The following is a 17,782-nucleotide window of genomic DNA, read 5'->3' as shown; positions in this document are numbered from 1 at the left end:
TTAAACCTTAATATTTCAAAAAGCTCAGTAGCGTCTTAATTTTTAAGAACTTACTGTTAGGTCAACTTTAAATATGCAACGCCCTGTCTTCGGTGGCTGCCAAACAGGCTTCTTTAAAGGTTTCTGAAAAGGTGGGGTGCCCGTGTGACATTCTTGCTATGTCTTCGGCAGCTGCCCTAAATTCCATCGCTACCACCGCTTCGGTGTAGCTGTCTGCTATGCGAGGGCCTATCATATGCACGCCCAGTATCTCATCGGTTTCCTTATCTGCAATTACTTTTATAAAACCGTCGGTGTCCATACTTATCTTTGCCCGTGCATTTGCCTTAAAAGGGAAAGAGCCTGTTTTTATACTTTTATTGGCCTTTTTCAGTTCTTCTTCCGTCAAGCCTACACCGGCGACCTCAGGCTGGGTGTACACGATATTTGGGATAAGCGAATAATTGATATGGGGCTTTTGGCCAACAATCCGTTCGGCTACAAAAACGCCTTCTTCACTGGCTTTATGGGCAAGCATTGCCCCCCGGATTACATCCCCAATGGCATACACACCCTTGACGTTGGTTTCAAGGTTTTTATCTACCGTTATCTGTCCTTTCTCATTGGTTTCCACTCCTATATTTTCAAGCCCTAAACTGGCGGTGTATGGTTTTCGGCCAATGGCCATAAGACAGTAATCGCCATCTAAACTCATTTCTTCTTTATCGGAAAGATTTTCCGCTTTCAATTCTACTTTATCCTCAGTTGCCGTTGCGTTTGTCACCTTATGTTCCAAATAAAAATCAATTCCCTGTTTTCTAAGGGAACGGTGCAATTGATGTCCCAGTGCGCCGTCCATAGTGGCGATAAGGCTATCAAAATATTCTACTATGGAAACCTTTGAACCCAGGCGGGCGAATACGGAACCTATCTCAACACCGATAACGCCACCCCCAACGACCATTAAGTGCTTGGGGATTTCCTGTAGGGCAAGGGCTTCGGTAGAAGAGATGATACGCTTTTTGTCTATTTTAATATTGGGCAATGAAGCGGGTTTGGACCCTGTGGCAATGATGATTTTATCGGTTGCTATGGTTTCCGTTTTATCTTCTCCCTTAATTTCAATCGTGTTTTTGTCCTTGATGGTGCCATGACCTTCATAAACGGTAACCTTGTTCTTTTTCATCAGATAATCAACGCCATTGATGATTTCCTGTACCACATCCTGAACCCTTTGGCTCATTTTCAGGATATCGACATTGGCCTCTTTAACATCAATCCCAAATTTTTCGAATTGATGCTTGAGTTTGTAATAATGCTCAGAGGCTTCCAACCAGGCTTTTGACGGGATACAGCCCACGTTTAGACAGGTGCCGCCCAGGGTGCTGTATCTTTCTACAATGGCTATTTTTAATCCTAATTGGGCGCAACGGATCGCACTTACATACCCGCCCGGGCCAGATCCTATTATAGTTACATCAAATTTTTCCATATTCATATTTTTTTTAAGTTCGTTACGGTGGAAAAAACCTTAAGCTTGACCATTGGGGGCTGGGATTCAGGCTTAAGGCACTCCCACCTATTATTTTTTACTACAATTTTTACATATCCCTTTTAATACCAGGTTCACATCGTTCACCTCATACTGGTCTGGCAAACTCTCTTCCGATATTTTATTTGGTAAACAGATTGTTTTCTTACAATCGGTACAATGAAAGTGCATATGTAAACCTGTACTGAGTTTAACATTGGTGTTTTCATCAGAAAGCGCATATTTTGCAAAAGCAGTTCCATCGTCAATTTGGTGCACCATGCTTTTTTTCTCAAAGAGCTTTATCGTCCTATAGAAAGTGGTCTTATTGGCTGTTTTGATATTTTTATGGATAAAGACTTTTTGCATTTCATTTAAACTTACCGCATAAGTTTTCCTTTTGAGGTATTTGTAAATTTTCAACCTCATTTCAGTGGAACGTATCCCTTTGGACGATAATTTTTTTTCCGTTTTTGTCATTTTATATTCTTTCGAAAAACAGTCTAAGTCCGGATTTTCTATTCTTTTTTATAAGCCAAAAGCCTTAACGCATTAAAAACCACCAGTAGTGTGGAACCTTCATGGATTACAACCGCCATTCCAATATTTGCCAAGCCGAATATGGTTGAAGGTATAAGTAGGGCAACAATACCAAGGCTTACCCAAAGGTTCTGTCTGATAATCGCCTTTGCCTTCCTGCTTAAGCCTATGGCAAAGGGCAGGGTTTCCAACTTGTCGGCCATTAGCGCAATATCCGCCGTTTCTAGGGCCACATCACTTCCAGCAGCACCCATAGCTATTCCTACAGTGCTGTTTGCCATGGCAGGGGCATCATTAACGCCATCGCCCACCATTGCCACCTTGGATTCCTTTTCTTTTAATTCTTTTATAGCATCCACTTTTTCTTCCGGCAATAGGCTCCCCCAGGCATCGGTCAATCCTATTTCTTCTGCTACAGCGTCTGCTACCTTCTGGTTATCTCCGGTAAGCATGATCATTCGTTTAATGCCGATTTCTTTTAATTTTTTGAGGGTTCCCTTGGCGGCTTCACGAGGGGTATCCATTAATGCAATGATGCCTATATATTCTTCATTTTTTCGTATAAGCATTGTTGTATTTCCACCACCTTCAAGACCACGCACTTTCGTAGCTATTTTTTCGGAAGGTGTACTCTCATCAAGCCCTTCGTACAGGTCGAGGTTACCTATATAGATTTTATCATTGCCAAACGATGCTTTAATCCCTTTACCCAGAACTGCCTCCAAATTAGAGGCATTTGGGATTTCCTCGCCTTCCAGACGCTCTTTTCCATCACGAACTACAGCTTTGGCCAGGGGGTGATCACTCAAACTTTCCACAGCTACTGCTATTTTGAGAAGTTCGTTTTCAGATATATTTCCAAGTGGCACCACTTGGGTAAGTTTTGGCTTTCCTTCCGTTAGAGTTCCGGTTTTATCAAAGGCTAGGGCGGTAATAACCCCCAGGTCCTCCAGAGGGCGCCCTCCTTTAATTAATACCCCGCCACGGGCAGCTCTGGCCACTCCACTTAATACAGCACTTGGGGTCGAGATTGCCAACGCACAGGGACTTGCAGCTACTAATACGGCCATCGCCCTGTAAAAGCTGGCGCTAAAGGGTTCGTCAATAACTAAAAAAGCAAACAAAAGAATCCCGACCAAAATAAGGACGGACGGCACAAAATATTTTTCAAATTTATCGGTGAGCAACTGGGTAGGCGATTTTTGAGTCTGAGCTTCGTTAACCAGTTTCACCAATCGGGAAAGCGTTGAATCTTTGGCTGCTTTGATAACTTTAATCTCCAAAGTATTGTTCCCATTGATCGTTCCGGCAAAAACGCGGTTTTCATCTTTAATATCATCTACCTCTGAGTAATCCTTCTCAACATCTTCTACGGGAACTTTATCTACCGGTACACTCTCCCCGGTTATTGGAGCCTGGTTAACACTACTCTGCCCATCTACCACTACGCCATCTGCAGATATTTTACTATTTGGTTTCACCACAATGATATCCCCAATATTGAGTTTTTCGATACCAACTTCTTCCGTTTTACCATTTTTCTTAACCAAAGCTGTTTTTGGCGCCAGTTCTGCCAGTGCAGCTATAGATTTTCGTGCTTTGTTCATTGCATAATGCTCCAAGGCATGCCCCAGGCTAAAGAGAAATAATAACAAAGCTCCTTCAGCCCATTCCCCAAGAATAGCTGCTCCTATAGCTGCGACCAACATGAGAAAATCAATTTCAAATCCACCTTTGGCTACGGTCTGTATGGCTTCTTTTGCTGTAAAGTAACCTCCAAAAAAGTAGGCACCTATGTATAGGGATAAGCTGACCCATTCCGGTATTGATGTTACGTAGGACAAACCAAAACCAATACCCAAAAGAGCACCACAAATAATAGCAAAAATAAGTTCGGTGTTTTTCCCAAAAATACCTCCGTGGGCGTGGGAATTTTCTTCCCCGGCCCCGTGGCTATCCGCTTCTCTATGATTCTGGAGATCAGTATCTTTATGCTTTTGTTCTTCTATATCCCTTACCTTTTCTTTATTTAAATTTTGAGGATTCTTTTCGGCAGATTTAAAGCCCTTATTCTCAGCAGAGGAGCTTTTTTTAACTTGTAGGTTTTCTTTTTCGAGCTTTGTAGTTATCTCATCAAAACTTGTTTCCCGTTTATCATATTCTAAACGGATCATTCCTCCGGCATTGGCGGAAGCTTCCAAAACGCCTTTGATATTCAGCAGACTCTTTTCTAAAGTCCTTGCATGCCGGGTATGTCTAATCCCCTCAACCTCTATAAGCAAATGTCCATATTTCGCGGTAATTTCAGCCCCGGTTCTTTCTGCCAATGATTGAATGCGGTCAATAGAAATTATATCCGGATCGTAATGAAAGCACAATTGTGGCACCGTATCTTCCTGATCGTCTTTTATATGCACTTTATCAAGACCTTCTTTGGCTTCTAATTCTTCAATGAGCCTTTGCACACAAGTGTCTTTTTCATTTGGCACCTGAGGTAACAGTACCGGAATTTTCAGTTGTAATTTTTTCATTTTAGGTGTTGTTTATTTTATGTTTTTTCAAAAAAGGGAAATGATGTGAAACCAATAATAGAATAAGAAAAGCGGATGTAACACTTCCAATGAGGTACATACCAAACCCAATTGATATACCAACCGCGGCAGTGGCCCAAATTGTAGCTGCGGTAGTCAAACCGGAAATTAAATTTTTCGCGCTATCCCTAAAAATAATTCCTGCACCAAGGAACCCAATACCGGAAACAATATTGGCGACAATGCGGGTTTGGTCAGTTACTTCAATATGAGTATTGATTATTGTAATTAATGCGGCCCCAAGGCAAACGGCTGCATACGTTCTAATTCCTGCCGCATTTCCGTCAATTTCCCTATCGAGTCCTATCAGGACACCTAGTAAAAGAGCGACAAATAATCTCGGTATCAGTGTTATTTCAGTTTGAAAATCCATTGTATTCATCTTGTATTATAAAATATAATAATCTGTTGGCTCTTTCTTTACAGGAACATCTGTTTCACCTATCATTTGTTTAATGTTTATTTCTATCGTTTCGGCCAAATCAGTCATGGGTGTATCCAAAGGGTCGTTTTCAAAGGGATCCTGCATGAGTATGGATGTTTTTTCAATGGCAATGAAAATGACTGGTATAATAAATGTTATAGCGATTTCAACTGCTATATTTTTATCGTCCAATCCAAAAGGCAACATTGTAGCAAAAACGTAGATGATCAAATGAATCAATAAGCTGTGTGCTTTGGGGAAGACAGTATTTTTTATACGTTCGCATTTGCCCATTGAATCACATAACCTGGCTATAGTACTGTCTATCTGTACCTGCTGAAAATCATTGACCATACCAATTTCTTTTGCCTTTAACAAAGTTTCAGAGTGTTGTGACAATAAAGCATTAGGAATATTAAATGCTTTAATCCCATAGGATTCTGAGTATACCTTAACCCGAGTGGAAAAGGGTAGTTTCCTCAACGATTCCCCTAGGGCATAGCACCAGATTACCTGACGATCGGTCATCTCTTTCACCATCTTTTGATAGCCTCCTTGATCCCTTGCAAAAAAAGACACACACTGCCTGACCAGTGTTCTGGAATCATTGACAATAGCCCCCCAAATAATACGGGCTTCCCACCACCGTTCATAGGCTTGATTGGTTCGAAAACCCAAAAGTAGAGCCACCGCAGTACCAAAAACGCCGGTTATTGCAATTGGAATAGAGATTTTTGACAAAAAACCATATTGGTCTATATAGCCAACCAGAATTGAATAACTACCGATAAATATCAGGTCAAATTTTATGGTTTTCAAGAAGTCAAAAATTGATATCCGCTTATTTAAGAGCATATTTAAAAATTATTTAAGTCCGTTCAATAAGTTGTTTGCTTATTCTCATAATGTAAACTATACTTCATTGCCACATTTAGAACAAAATTTTGCATCCATAGGTATTGGTTCTTGACAACTTATGCATTTTACTTTACCTAAAGGCTCGCCATAATGTTGACAAAAAGAAGCATTTTCAGGATTGTCTTTGCCGCATTTTGTACATCTCACAACAACCTTGGGTTCATTAAATCTTGGGTCATTATTTTTACGTTGATGCTTGTTGGAATGATGACCATAATTTCCTCTTAATAAATGTTTTAAAAATCCCATATTGTTTAGTTTAAGTATGTTTCCATATATTCCAACGCCTCGGGCATATCCAACTCGCGGGTTCCGTTCCCTGTTCTGATAAAGAAATGCGAACGATCGCCCAAATTCAAATACACAGGTTTTTGTGATTTGTGAACCCTTACATAACAGATATCCTTTTCTTCAAATTGGTGAAAAGACACTTTAACCAAAGTGCAAAAATGGGTACCCAACTTGAGGGACACCAATTGCATTATATATTGCTCAAACCCGTCCTTGCCAGGTTTTTTTAAAGTACCATAATCCTGTTCCAGCCCCAGAATACTACCTTCATCATCAATTCCGATAATTAAATGCCCTCCTTGGGTGTTCATAAACCCGGCAATTGTTTTTGCTATTACGTCTTCCAAAGCCTTATTCGGTTTAAACTGCCTCAAATCCCATCTCAAGGTAGATTTAAATTCTACTTGCTGGTTTTCTCCTGCCGCAATCAGCTCTCTGATCTCCTCCAGCTTATCTTTTCTTCCGGTCAATTGAAATATTCTTTGCCTGACCATAAACATAAGCGACAAGGCAATGCCCAGCAGTCCAAATAGCAATTTGATTATGGCTTGATCCAAATCCCATGAACTAAATTCCTGCTGATATGAAGCAAGCAGAGATTTCCACCATTCGCCATTACCTCCCTGCATGTCATACATGTGGAGTGAAATAACCAGGGGCTGTATTATAAATAAGCCAAGGGCTAATCCAATGAATATAAAAACAAATACTTTGCGTTTTTTCATTTTTACCTTCTTTTATAAGCCATAGGTGCCATCGCTTTCGATGCCTGTGCCTTATAACTACTTCTTCTTATCCTGAAGGACTTTCTTCTTTTGTTCAAATTCCTCATCGCTTATCTTCTGTTTAAATTTATTTAACTTTTTTAATGATTTTCTTTCTCCATCCATTCCTTGGCCAAATCTTTTTCTTCAGGGCTAAAGAATTTAATATGTGTCCTTGTAAAGGGAATCAAAACTTCCGTAAACTGTTCCTTCCATTTTGTATTTCCCACCAATGCAACCTTTTTAACGCGTTCTTCATTCGGAAGTTTCAGTTCAATGCCCTTCCAATACGCACTTGCGGTCCACCCCTCAAAATTTTCCATTTCAATATACCAGTACACTTTATGGTTTGCCTGTATATGGTTTTTTAATTGAGATATCAAATTGTCATAATCGGTAGCATCCAATCTATTTTGAGCTACCATATATACCTTGCTTTCTTTCTTATAAATTTTCATCATTGTTCCAATTTTTTAAATCAAAAAACTTAATCCAAGTCATTGCTACATTTCTCACAGACTCCCTTGGCCACCAGATTGATATCCTCTGCCACATAGCCTTCGGGCAGGTTTATCTGAGGGATTTTGTGCTCTGTAAGGCACACGGTTTCCCCGCAACTATTGCAATGAAAATGTAAGTGAAGGTCGTTGCCAACCTCGCATTCACAATTGTCTTCGCACAGGGCATATTTAATGATGCCGGTGCCATCCTCAATTTGATGCACGATTCCTTTTTCTTCAAATGTCTTCATAGTACGGAAAAGCGTACTCCTTTCCGAGCTTTCGAAATCCTTTCCAAGGTCGCCTAAGCTAACGGCCACATTCAGTTGTGCCAGCCGTCTATAGGTCATCAGGCGCATTGCCGTAGGGCGGATGCCTTTGCTTTCCAACTTTTTTACTATTTTTTCCATTTGCTATAAAAGTATTTAGGGATCGTAACGCTTTATGGATTCCCCGGTTTTTATCTGGAAGGCATCTTCAATATCGGAAAGATAAATTATTCCGTCACCGGGTTCAGTTGTTTTTGCATTCTCAAGGATAATATCTATTGCTGATTGTGCTTCTTCGTTTTGACATACCAGTTCTAACTTTACAACCGGACTGTCTGTTACACGGAAATCTAAAGAAGGTGATGCGCCTTTTGCTTTAAAAGCCCCGGTACCTTCCCCCTGGGAAAGCGTCATACTTTTGAATCCACTTTCACTAAGGGATTCTATCACTTTTTGAACTCGTTTCGGTTTTATAAATGCTTTTATTTCTTTCATTGCTGTAATATTAATTTTAGTATTAAGGATGAACCCTCTGGAATTTTAATTAAGACAAACATTTAACAGAGAGTCCATCCATCTAATTTTTTTAATTTAATGACCATGGGAAGTCTGGCTTTTCTGCATTTCAGAAACCAGATAATAGGCATTATTATAGGCAACCAACGTACCTTCAGGCAGAGGCTCCAGCAGTTTAATTTCAACCCAACCATCTTCATTTATTCCCGTTCTAACCTGCACTGGTTTCAATTCCCATTCGGTTTCACCATCTTCCTGGTGTTTTTGGGCCGTAAAGATGTAGGGATTTCCTTCTTCTTCAATTATTGCTTCTTCCGGTAAGGCAGGAACAGCTTCTTCACCGGTCCTGATTTTTCCGTTTATATACATCCCCGGAATTAGAAAATCTTCTTTATTATCGATTTCTGCATGCACATGTACCGCTTTGGGGTTTTGTTCAAATTGTTTCCCCACTGAATAAATTTCCCCGGTTAAATTACTGCCTGGAACCGATTCCAGTGTAAACGCAATCTTTTGGCCTTCTTTCACCTTATAAATATCTTTTTCAAAAACCATTAGATCGGCATGAACATGTTCAGTATCAACTACCATAAACATACTGGTCTGAGGGTCTACATATTGTCCTACCTGTACCAGTACTTTTTCAATATAACCTCCAATTGGGCTTACTACCGGAATATATTCATATAATTCACCGTCTCTAACCTGGGAAGCATTTAGGTTTAACTGGCGCAATTGCGATTCGTACCCCCGCACTTCACCTTGTACAGACTGGTAATCTGATTGGGTTTGTTGAAAAGATTTTCCAGATCCTACCTCTGCTTCATATAAACGTTTCTGTCTTTCAAATTCCTTTTCCAAAAATTGCATCCTACTATATGCATTAATATAATCAGACTGCATTCTGGTTAAATTTGGGTGAGAAAGATAAGCCAACACCTGACCTTTATTTACCTTATCCCCCTCAATAACCTTTATAGAAGTTATATTACCGCCTAAAATTGCCGTAACGGTAGCTTCATATTGTGGCGGCACTTCTAACTGGCCATTGGCTTCCACAATACCCGACAAAGCTTTTTTAGGCAAGGTATCTACTTTAATCCCCAGACTATTGAATTTCATTTCTGAAAGATGTACCGAACGCATCCCACCTTCTTCTTCACCGTGTTCTTCATCTCCTTCCTCACCGTGATTTTCACCTTCTTCGGTATTAGTAGTTGCAGTTTCACTGGAAGCATCTTCCCCTGCCGCAGGATTTTCTTTACATCCAAAGAATATGCTGAGCGTTAAGGCAAGCATTAGAATATTTATTGATCTTGTATTCATATCGATTTTCTTATTTTAATTTTTAATTTGAATTCTTAAGGTAATATTCCAGTTGGTAACGGCTGTCGAGATAATCGTTAAAAGCACTCCAGGCATTTACCTCGATTCTAATGGCATCTCTTATATTTTGGAGAAATGTCACATAATCGATAGCGCCTTCCTTAAAGGCCAGCACTGATCCATCTTGTTGCTCTTTGGCCAGCGGAAGTGCTTCATCCCTATAATAATTCCATGAGTTTCTCCATTTGATGTAGTCTTCACGCATATTTTTATAGGCGGTTTCCAGTTCGATTTTATCCTGATAAAAGTTTTGCTCTGCAATCTGTCTATTTACTTGTGCTTCCTGTGTACGGCCTAATTCCGGCCCAAAAAACAGCGGAATTTGAATTCCTATTTGATATTGGAAGAAACCCGATTGCCCGGCTATTTCCTGCCTACCGTACTGACCCTGAAATTTGGGCAAAAATTCAGATTTTCGTTCTCTGGTAACCGCTTTGGCAACATCTATCCTTTGTTCCGAAACCTGTAGCAACGGATGATTTTCAAGCGACTCTACCAGAAAGTTTAAAGGTTCGTCTAAAGTTTCAACAGGCAAATCTGGTACATCATAGATTGTGTCACTAACGAACCATAGGTTTAAACGCTGTATTGATTTCAGGTAATCTCGGTACGATTGTTCCAGCTGTATTTTAACCTCGTTCGCCTGGTTGGAGGTAGCAAGATATTCCAATTTGGAGGTGGCCTCTGTTTCATACCTGATTCTTGCAGCCCTTTCAATATCTTCAAAAATTGAATCCATTTTTCTATAAACCTGGAATGTCCTTTTAGTTGTATAAACCGAGGCCCAGGCCCTGCTTACTTCACGTTCAATTTCAATAGTAGATAACTCTAAGGCACTTTCAGCAAGGGCAACCCTTTCTTTCTGCAATTTTAACCGGGGGGCAATTCCAAAAATATCAATGCCTTGCTGTTGGACGCCAATTTGAGTATAGACCCCATCAGAGCCATTTCCTACTTCTTCTTTTCCTGTAAAGATTTGGGTATTTCCAAAATCATAGGCGGTTTTACGCAATACTTCCTCACTTTCAATTTCAAGTTGAGCAGCTTTTAATTGCGGAAAGTTTTGGATTGCCATTTCTTTAGCCTCTTCCAAACTAATAGTTTGTAAAGAATCCTGTATTGGATTTTCCGATGACATTTCATCAGATTGTGCATTTACGGAAAAGGTTCCGCCTAACATCAAGCCAATTATCAAAATTGTGGCTAAAGATCGTGAATTGGAAGAACCAAGCTTGTTCTGTTCCTTTTTCTCTCGTCTCTTCTCTACAAATGTATAAAGGACAGGAAGAACAACCAGAGTAAGTAAGGTAGCCGTAAGCATACCACCTATAACAACTGTAGCAAGTGGTTGTTGAACTTCTGCACCGGCAGATGTGGAAAATGCCATTGGTAAAAAACCGAAAATATCTGTTGTTGCTGTTAACATAATAGGTCGTATTCGTTCTTTGGTTCCTGTAAAAATTCTATCTTTTATACTGGTTACCCCTTCTTCTTTTAAGGAATTAAACCTGTTAATAAGCACCAGCCCGTTTAAAACGGCAACCCCAAACAATACAATGAAGCCTACACCAGCTGAAATACTAAACGGCATATCTCTTAACCAAAGAGCAAATATTCCTCCAATAGCCGCCAGTGGAATGGCTATATAGATCATAATTGATTGGGAAAAAGATTGGAGTGCAAAGTACAGAAGCACGAATATCAGAAATAGAGCGATGGGCACTACTATTTGTAAACGCCCTTTTGCTCTTTGAAGGTTTTCAAACTCCCCACCATAAGTAATGTAATATCCTGGAGGTAAATCTAACTCTTCATCCAATTTTTGCTGGATGTCATTTACCACAGATTCCACATCCCTCCCGCGGGCATTAACTCCCACATAGGTTCTTCTAAAGGTGTTATCCCTGGAAATTTGCATAGGACCCGGTACATAACTAATATCAGCTACTTCCTTAATCGGAACCTGGGTTCCATCCGGCAGATCTATATAGAGGGTACGTAAATCATCAATGCTTTGGCGGTGCGCCTCATCAAAACGTATAACCATATCAAACCGCTTTTCCCCTTCAAAGATCACTCCGGCCGTTCCTCCGGCAAAAGCTGCACTTATATAATCGTTAATCTTTTCAATGTCCAATCCATATTGCGCAATTTTTTTACGATTAAACCGCACCGTCATTTGTGGAAGACCAGATGTTCGTTCAGGGTTCACATCTCCTACGCCCGGTATAGTCTGTATTATTTCAGCCATTTTATCAGCTTTTTCAGCAAGAAGGTCTAAATCTTCGCCATATAATTTTACCGCAACATCTTCCCTGACCCCGGTAAGCAGTTCATTAAAACGAAGCTCTACAGGCTGGCTAAAAACCAGGTTGACTCCCGTAAGTTCTTCATTAAGTTTCTCTTTGATCTTTTCTATCAATTCCTCTTTAGAACTTGCCGAAGTCCAATTATCCATATCCTTCTCTAATACAATAAACATATCGGCAATATCCATAGGCATTGGATCAGTAGGGATATCGGCAACCCCAATCCTCGCTACGGCGGTTTCTACTTCCGGGAAATTCTCAAGAAGGATATCTTCTATTTTTGTGGAAACATCGATTGTTTCACTCAACCCACTTCCAGGCCTGATTAACGCCTGCATGGCGATATCCCCTTCATCAAGTTGAGGGACAAATTCCCCTCCCATTCTGGAAAAGATAAAACCGGCTACTATAAGTGAGACAACCGCAGACCCCAATACTATGAACTTCAATCTTAAAGCTCCTTTTAATAAAGGCATGTATCCTTTTTGAATCCCTCCAATAATTTTATCACTAACTTTTTCCAGCCAGCGTTCAAACTTTCCAAACCAGTTCTTTTTATTCTGAATTGGTTTCATAAATAAAGCAGACATCATAGGGACATAGGTAAGGCATAAGAAAATAGCACCTATCATGGCAAAACCAAAAGTAAATGCCATTGGCCGAAACATTTTCCCTTCTACCCCCGTAAGAAAAAGAATGGGCGCAAATACGATAAGAATGATAATTTGTCCAAAAAAGGCGGAACCCATCATCGTACTTCCGGCATCATAGGCTACTTCATCCATTTTAGCCTTATTAAATTTTATTTTGCCGGAACGCATCCGTTTTTGTATTTCATATACCGTACCCTCAATGATGATCACAGCACCGTCTATAATAATTCCAAAGTCAATAGCTCCCAAACTCATTAGATTGGCCCAGACATTAAATTGCTTCATTAATATAAAAGCAAAAAGAAGTGATAAAGGAATGGTAGTCGCTGTTATAAGTCCACCTCTTAAGCTACCTAATAGTATCACCAGGGCAAAAATCACGATTAAAGCACCTTCCAGAAGATTCTGGGTCACGGTACTCGTAGTTCTTTCAATTAAAACACTTCTGTCAAGGAAGGGTTCTATTGATAAACCTTCAGGCAAAGATTGTTCTACCGTCTCCATACGATCCTGAACATTTGCAATTACTTTATTAGGATTTGCACCTTTCAACATGAGCACCATACCGCCAACAGCTTCACGGCCGTCCTGGGTAAAAGCACCATAGCGTACCTGGCTACCAAACTGGACCTCTTCAGCTGCATCTCCAATTGTTACAGGTACTCCATTTTCATTCTTGATAACAATAGATTTTATATCATCTAGTGACCTGATTAAACCCTCACCACGGATAAAATTGGCCATATTATTTTTTTCTATATATGCACCGCCTGTATTAACATTATTTTTTTGCAGGGCATCGAAGACTTGGGAAATAGAAACGTTTAACGCATTCAGTTTTTCGGGATTAATGGCAATTTCATATTGTTTTATAGAGCCCCCAAATGAATTTACCTCTACTACACCTTCGACGAGGGTCATTTGACGCTTTACGATCCAATCCTGGATGGTACGCAATTCCGTAGGGGAATAAACAGTGTCATACTCTTTTTGGGGCTTTATCGTATATTGATAAATCTCACCCAAACCTGTAGTAATGGGCCCCATAGCGGGACTTCCAAATTTTTCAGGTATTTGGTCCCTGACTTCGTTCAGTTTTTCCTGAACCAGTTGACGGGGTTTGTAAATGCCCATATCGTCCTCAAAAACAATTGTAACCACGGAAAGGCCAAACCGGGAAACAGATCGTATTTCCGTAACCCCGGGCAGGTTCCCCATTGAGAGTTCTACAGGATAGGTTACAAATTGTTCAATATCTTCTGTTGCAAGATTAGGTGATTGGGTGATCACCTGAACCTGGTTGTTAGTAATATCTGGCACCGATCCCAGGTTGACGGTCATCATGGACCAAATACCCGTCCCTATCAGCGCTAAGGTAAGTAGTCCAATAATAAATTTATTATTAATGGAAAATGCGATTATCTTATTAATCATATAAATAAAAATTTAATTCAGTTAAAATTCTTGATAATAATTTTGTGCCTAACAAAATCTATCAATAGGACCAAGGATCTAGTATGAGAACCAGGATTTGGTCAAAAAAGGATATAATTATCCTTTAAAAAAACTGAATTATGCCTGTGGTGGCTGAAAAAGGGAATGGGGAATATCTTTGCCAAGGTCATCAAAATGGACAAAGAATTCTTGAGGAATAGCAGGCTGTAGCGGCTCAAAAGCAGCAAGTCCAAAATTTATGGTATGAACGTGGCAGCAATGACATTGACAGAAAGGCGAGCATAACTCACAGTCTTGGTCGTGGTCGCCATCAATATCTATTACCGTAACAACTTGGGTATCATCGGCACTATTTGCTGCATCGCTACAAGGCACTACATTGAGTGCCAAGAAATAAAACGATAAAATGATTGCTACAACTTTCACAATGCAAAGATAAAAATATTTTGGTGCAACTGTGTTGCAAAATGGTAAGGCAGAAAAAATCCAGTTTGAGGTACTGGACAAACCTATATTAACTTTATGCCATAGCATAGACTTCATCAAACAGCTTTTTATCTAACCGTTCTTGTTGGCCGAAGCTTTTCTTCAAAACGTTATGAAGTACTGAATTGAATGCATTGTAACCTAACCACAGATTTGGTTCTTCATTCAGTAGCAAGGCTTCGTAGTTCAAGATTTCTATGACCTCACGAGACTTTTTTGAAGGGTCGCTATTCTTGTCGCTACACTCGTATCTGAACAATTTCGTTCTGTCGAGAATCGCCTTTACAAATTCCTGTGTATCGATGATTTTAAATTCCTTCATCTTATCGAATTTCTTGGTAATGGTATAGAATTCATTGTCCAGAAATTTATCGAATAGATTGTTCAACCTTGGCATAATGAGGTGTGTATTATTCTTGCTATGCTTGATAGAAAACTCGATTTCAGCCTGTGAAACGTGCAGACCATTTGAGCACACTTCTCTATAAAACCCAAAGTGACCAGAGGTCTTTTCACTTCCGTCATACGAGTTTTTGAACCGAAGCATCGGAAGTATCAAATCTTTATCGTTCTTGACAGTAAACTGGCTTTTGTCATCGATAATAAAGTCAGTAATGAACGACCTATCATTCTTGTTTATGGTGCGTTTGTGGAAATTCAGTTGTGCATCGGTTAACATCTCCTCGGCTTTCTTGAAGAACAGTTGGTTTGGAATATGGCCATAGCTGTTCGATACCACGTTAACGATTTTGCCATTTGAGATAATGGCATTTTCAAGCCCTCGTCGGGATTCCATCTGTGTCAGACTTTTTAAGGATTTCATTTCTGATGGAACAAAGATTTCATCCTGTTGCAAATTTTGTAAATACATAGCTTTTGAATTTAGATTAAACAATATTTGAGCAGTACCCAAACGGAAGATAAAATCTCAGCTCAAAAGGAAACGGAATAAATAAGCGTAGGATGTCGCGTGGGCTTTATGCCGTAGTCTTTTGATGGGTGTATTTTACGAGTTTACCTTTGCGCTAACTATTGATTGATAACCCCCTTTTTCTAAGCATCACTTTTATGAATCATCATAAAAAAGAAGAAGGGCCAGCACGAATGCCGACCCTTCTTCAAACAACAAAAGCTAATCGTTGAATTCCTGAATTTTCTTTTCAAGAACCGTGATGCGCTCTTTCAAATGTGCTTCACGCTTGCTTCTTTTTTCAGTATATTCTTTTTCAATACCAGCAATCTTGGACTTGTAATATTCCTGCATTGCATTGTAGAATGAAATGTTCGTCAGATTGTTGACGTGATTGTTTTCGCCAAAATGCACTTGCTTTGTGAGCATATAGCGTATCAATTTGTGGAAGATTTCCTTTTTGAACTTCTTTTTGAAATTCTCGACCATTTCAACTTTGGTCATCTTAGAAGTGTCGCCCAAGAACTTTGAGAAATACTTTTGTTGGCTCATATAGTCCACATTGTTCTCAAATAGCGATATCGAGAATGCCACCATTTCATCTATTGAAAGTGTCTTCTTCGTATCAATGTATTTCGTCTCACGAATCATCTGCACAACATCCTCAAACTGCTTGTTGTTCTCTATTTGCTTCTTGCGAGTTTCCCTTTCATTGATTTTAATGATTTGTTCTTCAGGCGTACAATCTGCCATTTTTCTGTTGGCTAATGGTGCCGAATATTCCGTAGAATCGTTCTTTGATTTTTCAATAATCTTTACAAAAATTTCCTTGTGCTGGAATGAATCGGGATGGAACACAATACCGTTTTTAAATCCTTCTTCTTTTGCTGAACTTAATTTTTCCAATGCTTCTTTATAATTTTGCATTGCTTCATCCAATTCTGCCTTTAATTCATCTTCAGAATAATCGTAATGTTGATATTCTTTCTGAATAGCTTCGATTGTTGGCTCAATCGGATTCTCTATAATTTCAACATCGTCCAGTAAATAAACTTTCAATCCGTTCTTTACCAATTGGGATATAATGAGCTTATTGTTTTCGTCATCTGCCCAATACTGTCGTATTTCAGGAATTAGAAGGATATTCTCTTTCTTGGATTTTTCAATCAGGTTCAAGAGCGATTTGCTTTTCTTCGTTTCAAAACAGGCTGCTTTCGTACAGACCATCTTTCCTTCGCCGAACAGATTGCCTTGATTTGCGGCATTGAAAGGACATTCAACACAAGACCCAGCTTTTGGGACCAATTTTTTATCGGCTACATCAAAAGATGCTTTTTCCAAATAGTATGTCTGGTCTTTAATCATCCTGTTTATCTGATGTGCATTAAAATCCTCGCCCATCGTTTCCAACATCATCTGTTGCTCTTCCGGTTCAAAAAGTGCCACGCCTACGCCCAAGGAAATGGTCATTTCGCCATTGCGTACAAAATGCTTGAAACCATCAATTAATCCGGCCAGTTTCAAACGCTGTCTGATGAAGTTATCCGTTCTACCCAATCGCTTCGCAATTTCGGTAGGTGAATACTTCTCACTTAGGTAAGCAATCGCATCGGCTTCTTCGGTCGGTTCAACATCCTGTCTTTGCAGGTTTTCGATGATTTGAACTTCCAGAACATCATTGTTCTCATAAGTTCTTACGATACAGGGTACGGTCTTTTTTCCTGCAAGCTTGCTCGCACGATATCGGCGTTCGCCCATCACGATGATATAATGGCCATTTAGTTGCCTTACCGTGATTGGCTGCAACACACCGTGCTTTTCGATACTCTCAGAAAGCTGCTGCAAGGCATCATCATTAAAAGTTTTTCTGGGCTGTTCAAGGTCAGGCTTGATTTTACCCAATGGTAAGTTCTGAATTTGAAGTACTTCGGATTTCTTTCCGTTTACTTCTTTCTTGGCAGTAGATTTCGCTCTACTGCGCTTCATTTTGGTACTCGCTTTTGTTGTCATAATACTCAAATTTTTGATTAAACAATATTTGAGCAGAAACCAAACGGAAGATAAAATCTTGGCTCAAAAGGAAACGGAATAAATGAGTAGGGGAAGAAGCGTTGGCTTTATGCCGTAGTCTTTTGATGGAAGTATTTTACGAGTTTACCTTGCGTGTATATTGTATGATAATAAACCCCTCAAACGAAGAACAGAGGTTGAGATAACCTAAAATTTATTAATCCTCAATACAGAAAATAGGATTTGTTAT

15 protein-coding genes are annotated in these 17,782 nt (G+C 39.7%); all 15 read right to left on the bottom strand.

The window, feature by feature from the left end; all coding sequences use genetic code 11:
* Positions 1-67 precede the first annotated feature (67 nt).
* Positions 68-1,471 (bottom strand): dihydrolipoyl dehydrogenase, encoded by a 1,404-nt coding sequence (gene lpdA, locus WA338_RS02320; protein ID WP_121665192.1) that lies wholly within the window; start codon positions 1,469-1,471, stop codon positions 68-70.
* Between the two features lie 90 nt (positions 1,472-1,561).
* A complete protein-coding gene (locus tag WA338_RS02315; protein ID WP_009778862.1) occupies positions 1,562-1,990 on the bottom strand; it encodes a Fur family transcriptional regulator in 429 nt (142 codons plus the stop codon).
* A 38-nt stretch (positions 1,991-2,028) separates the two neighbouring features.
* Complete coding sequence (locus WA338_RS02310) at positions 2,029-4,581, bottom strand: heavy metal translocating P-type ATPase (RefSeq protein ID WP_336091859.1); 2,553 nt, start codon at positions 4,579-4,581, stop codon at positions 2,029-2,031.
* Between the two features lies 1 nt (position 4,582).
* A complete protein-coding gene (locus WA338_RS02305) occupies positions 4,583-5,014 on the bottom strand; it encodes an MgtC/SapB family protein (protein WP_228249894.1) in 432 nt (143 codons plus the stop codon).
* Between the two features lie 15 nt (positions 5,015-5,029).
* On the bottom strand, positions 5,030-5,920 hold the full coding sequence (locus WA338_RS02300; RefSeq protein WP_009778860.1) for a bestrophin family protein: 891 nt from the start codon (positions 5,918-5,920) through the stop codon (positions 5,030-5,032).
* 57 nt (positions 5,921-5,977) lie between these two features.
* Positions 5,978-6,232: a zinc ribbon domain-containing protein gene (locus WA338_RS02295; RefSeq protein WP_008613749.1), complete on the bottom strand. Its 255-nt coding sequence runs from the start codon at positions 6,230-6,232 to the stop codon at positions 5,978-5,980.
* Positions 6,233-6,237: 5 nt separating this feature from the next.
* Positions 6,238-6,999: an AlbA family DNA-binding domain-containing protein gene (locus tag WA338_RS02290; RefSeq protein ID WP_008613751.1), complete on the bottom strand. Its 762-nt coding sequence runs from the start codon at positions 6,997-6,999 to the stop codon at positions 6,238-6,240.
* 140 nt (positions 7,000-7,139) lie between these two features.
* Positions 7,140-7,499 carry an STAS/SEC14 domain-containing protein gene (locus WA338_RS02285; protein ID WP_008613752.1) on the bottom strand — a complete coding sequence of 120 codons (360 nt, stop codon included), beginning with the start codon at positions 7,497-7,499 and terminating at the stop codon, positions 7,140-7,142.
* A 26-nt stretch (positions 7,500-7,525) separates the two neighbouring features.
* On the bottom strand, positions 7,526-7,948 hold the full coding sequence (locus WA338_RS02280) for a Fur family transcriptional regulator (RefSeq protein WP_008613756.1): 423 nt from the start codon (positions 7,946-7,948) through the stop codon (positions 7,526-7,528).
* 15 nt (positions 7,949-7,963) lie between these two features.
* Complete coding sequence (locus WA338_RS02275) at positions 7,964-8,302, bottom strand: P-II family nitrogen regulator (RefSeq protein WP_008613762.1); 339 nt, start codon at positions 8,300-8,302, stop codon at positions 7,964-7,966.
* Positions 8,303-8,398: 96 nt separating this feature from the next.
* The gene (locus tag WA338_RS02270) at positions 8,399-9,649 is read right to left on the bottom strand and encodes an efflux RND transporter periplasmic adaptor subunit (RefSeq protein WP_008613764.1); all 1,251 of its coding nucleotides are present in this window, start codon (positions 9,647-9,649) and stop codon (positions 8,399-8,401) included.
* 22 nt (positions 9,650-9,671) lie between these two features.
* Positions 9,672-14,105 carry a CusA/CzcA family heavy metal efflux RND transporter gene (locus WA338_RS02265; protein WP_336091839.1) on the bottom strand — a complete coding sequence of 1,478 codons (4,434 nt, stop codon included), beginning with the start codon at positions 14,103-14,105 and terminating at the stop codon, positions 9,672-9,674.
* A gap of 138 nt (positions 14,106-14,243) precedes the next feature.
* Positions 14,244-14,669, bottom strand: a complete 426-nt coding sequence (locus WA338_RS02260; RefSeq protein WP_009778853.1) for a DUF6660 family protein — start codon at positions 14,667-14,669, stop codon at positions 14,244-14,246.
* Positions 14,647-15,483 (bottom strand): DUF932 domain-containing protein, encoded by an 837-nt coding sequence (locus WA338_RS02255; protein ID WP_114492889.1) that lies wholly within the window; start codon positions 15,481-15,483, stop codon positions 14,647-14,649. Before WA338_RS02255 ends, WA338_RS02260 begins: the two co-directional genes overlap by 23 nt.
* Positions 15,484-15,744: 261 nt before the next feature.
* The gene (locus tag WA338_RS02250) at positions 15,745-17,532 is read right to left on the bottom strand and encodes a ParB/RepB/Spo0J family partition protein (RefSeq protein WP_273005164.1); all 1,788 of its coding nucleotides are present in this window, start codon (positions 17,530-17,532) and stop codon (positions 15,745-15,747) included.
* Positions 17,533-17,782: the final 250 nt, after the last annotated feature.

Source organism: Leeuwenhoekiella sp. CH_XMU1409-2, from assembly GCF_037029365.1.
GTDB lineage: Bacteria > Bacteroidota > Bacteroidia > Flavobacteriales > Flavobacteriaceae > Leeuwenhoekiella > Leeuwenhoekiella blandensis.
Note: the sequence above shows the minus strand (reverse complement) of the source record. Positions and strands in the feature narration are given on the sequence as shown.

What these genes read in the sequence shown, in the direction of transcription:
- lpdA (WP_121665192.1), bottom strand. Translation starts at nt 1,471, where the DNA reads ATGGAAAAATTTGATGTAACTATAATAGGATCTGGCCCGGGCGGGTAT.
- WA338_RS02315 (WP_009778862.1), bottom strand. Translation starts at nt 1,990, where the DNA reads ATGACAAAAACGGAAAAAAAATTATCGTCCAAAGGGATACGTTCCACT.
- WA338_RS02310 (WP_336091859.1), bottom strand. Translation starts at nt 4,581, where the DNA reads ATGAAAAAATTACAACTGAAAATTCCGGTACTGTTACCTCAGGTGCCA.
- WA338_RS02305 (WP_228249894.1), bottom strand. Translation starts at nt 5,014, where the DNA reads ATGGATTTTCAAACTGAAATAACACTGATACCGAGATTATTTGTCGCT.
- WA338_RS02300 (WP_009778860.1), bottom strand. Translation starts at nt 5,920, where the DNA reads ATGCTCTTAAATAAGCGGATATCAATTTTTGACTTCTTGAAAACCATA.
- WA338_RS02295 (WP_008613749.1), bottom strand. Translation starts at nt 6,232, where the DNA reads ATGGGATTTTTAAAACATTTATTAAGAGGAAATTATGGTCATCATTCC.
- WA338_RS02290 (WP_008613751.1), bottom strand. Translation starts at nt 6,999, where the DNA reads ATGAAAAAACGCAAAGTATTTGTTTTTATATTCATTGGATTAGCCCTT.
- WA338_RS02285 (WP_008613752.1), bottom strand. Translation starts at nt 7,499, where the DNA reads ATGATGAAAATTTATAAGAAAGAAAGCAAGGTATATATGGTAGCTCAA.
- WA338_RS02280 (WP_008613756.1), bottom strand. Translation starts at nt 7,948, where the DNA reads ATGGAAAAAATAGTAAAAAAGTTGGAAAGCAAAGGCATCCGCCCTACG.
- WA338_RS02275 (WP_008613762.1), bottom strand. Translation starts at nt 8,302, where the DNA reads ATGAAAGAAATAAAAGCATTTATAAAACCGAAACGAGTTCAAAAAGTG.
- WA338_RS02270 (WP_008613764.1), bottom strand. Translation starts at nt 9,649, where the DNA reads ATGAATACAAGATCAATAAATATTCTAATGCTTGCCTTAACGCTCAGC.
- WA338_RS02265 (WP_336091839.1), bottom strand. Translation starts at nt 14,105, where the DNA reads ATGATTAATAAGATAATCGCATTTTCCATTAATAATAAATTTATTATT.
- WA338_RS02260 (WP_009778853.1), bottom strand. Translation starts at nt 14,669, where the DNA reads ATGAAGTCTATGCTATGGCATAAAGTTAATATAGGTTTGTCCAGTACC.
- WA338_RS02255 (WP_114492889.1), bottom strand. Translation starts at nt 15,483, where the DNA reads ATGTATTTACAAAATTTGCAACAGGATGAAATCTTTGTTCCATCAGAA.
- WA338_RS02250 (WP_273005164.1), bottom strand. Translation starts at nt 17,532, where the DNA reads ATGACAACAAAAGCGAGTACCAAAATGAAGCGCAGTAGAGCGAAATCT.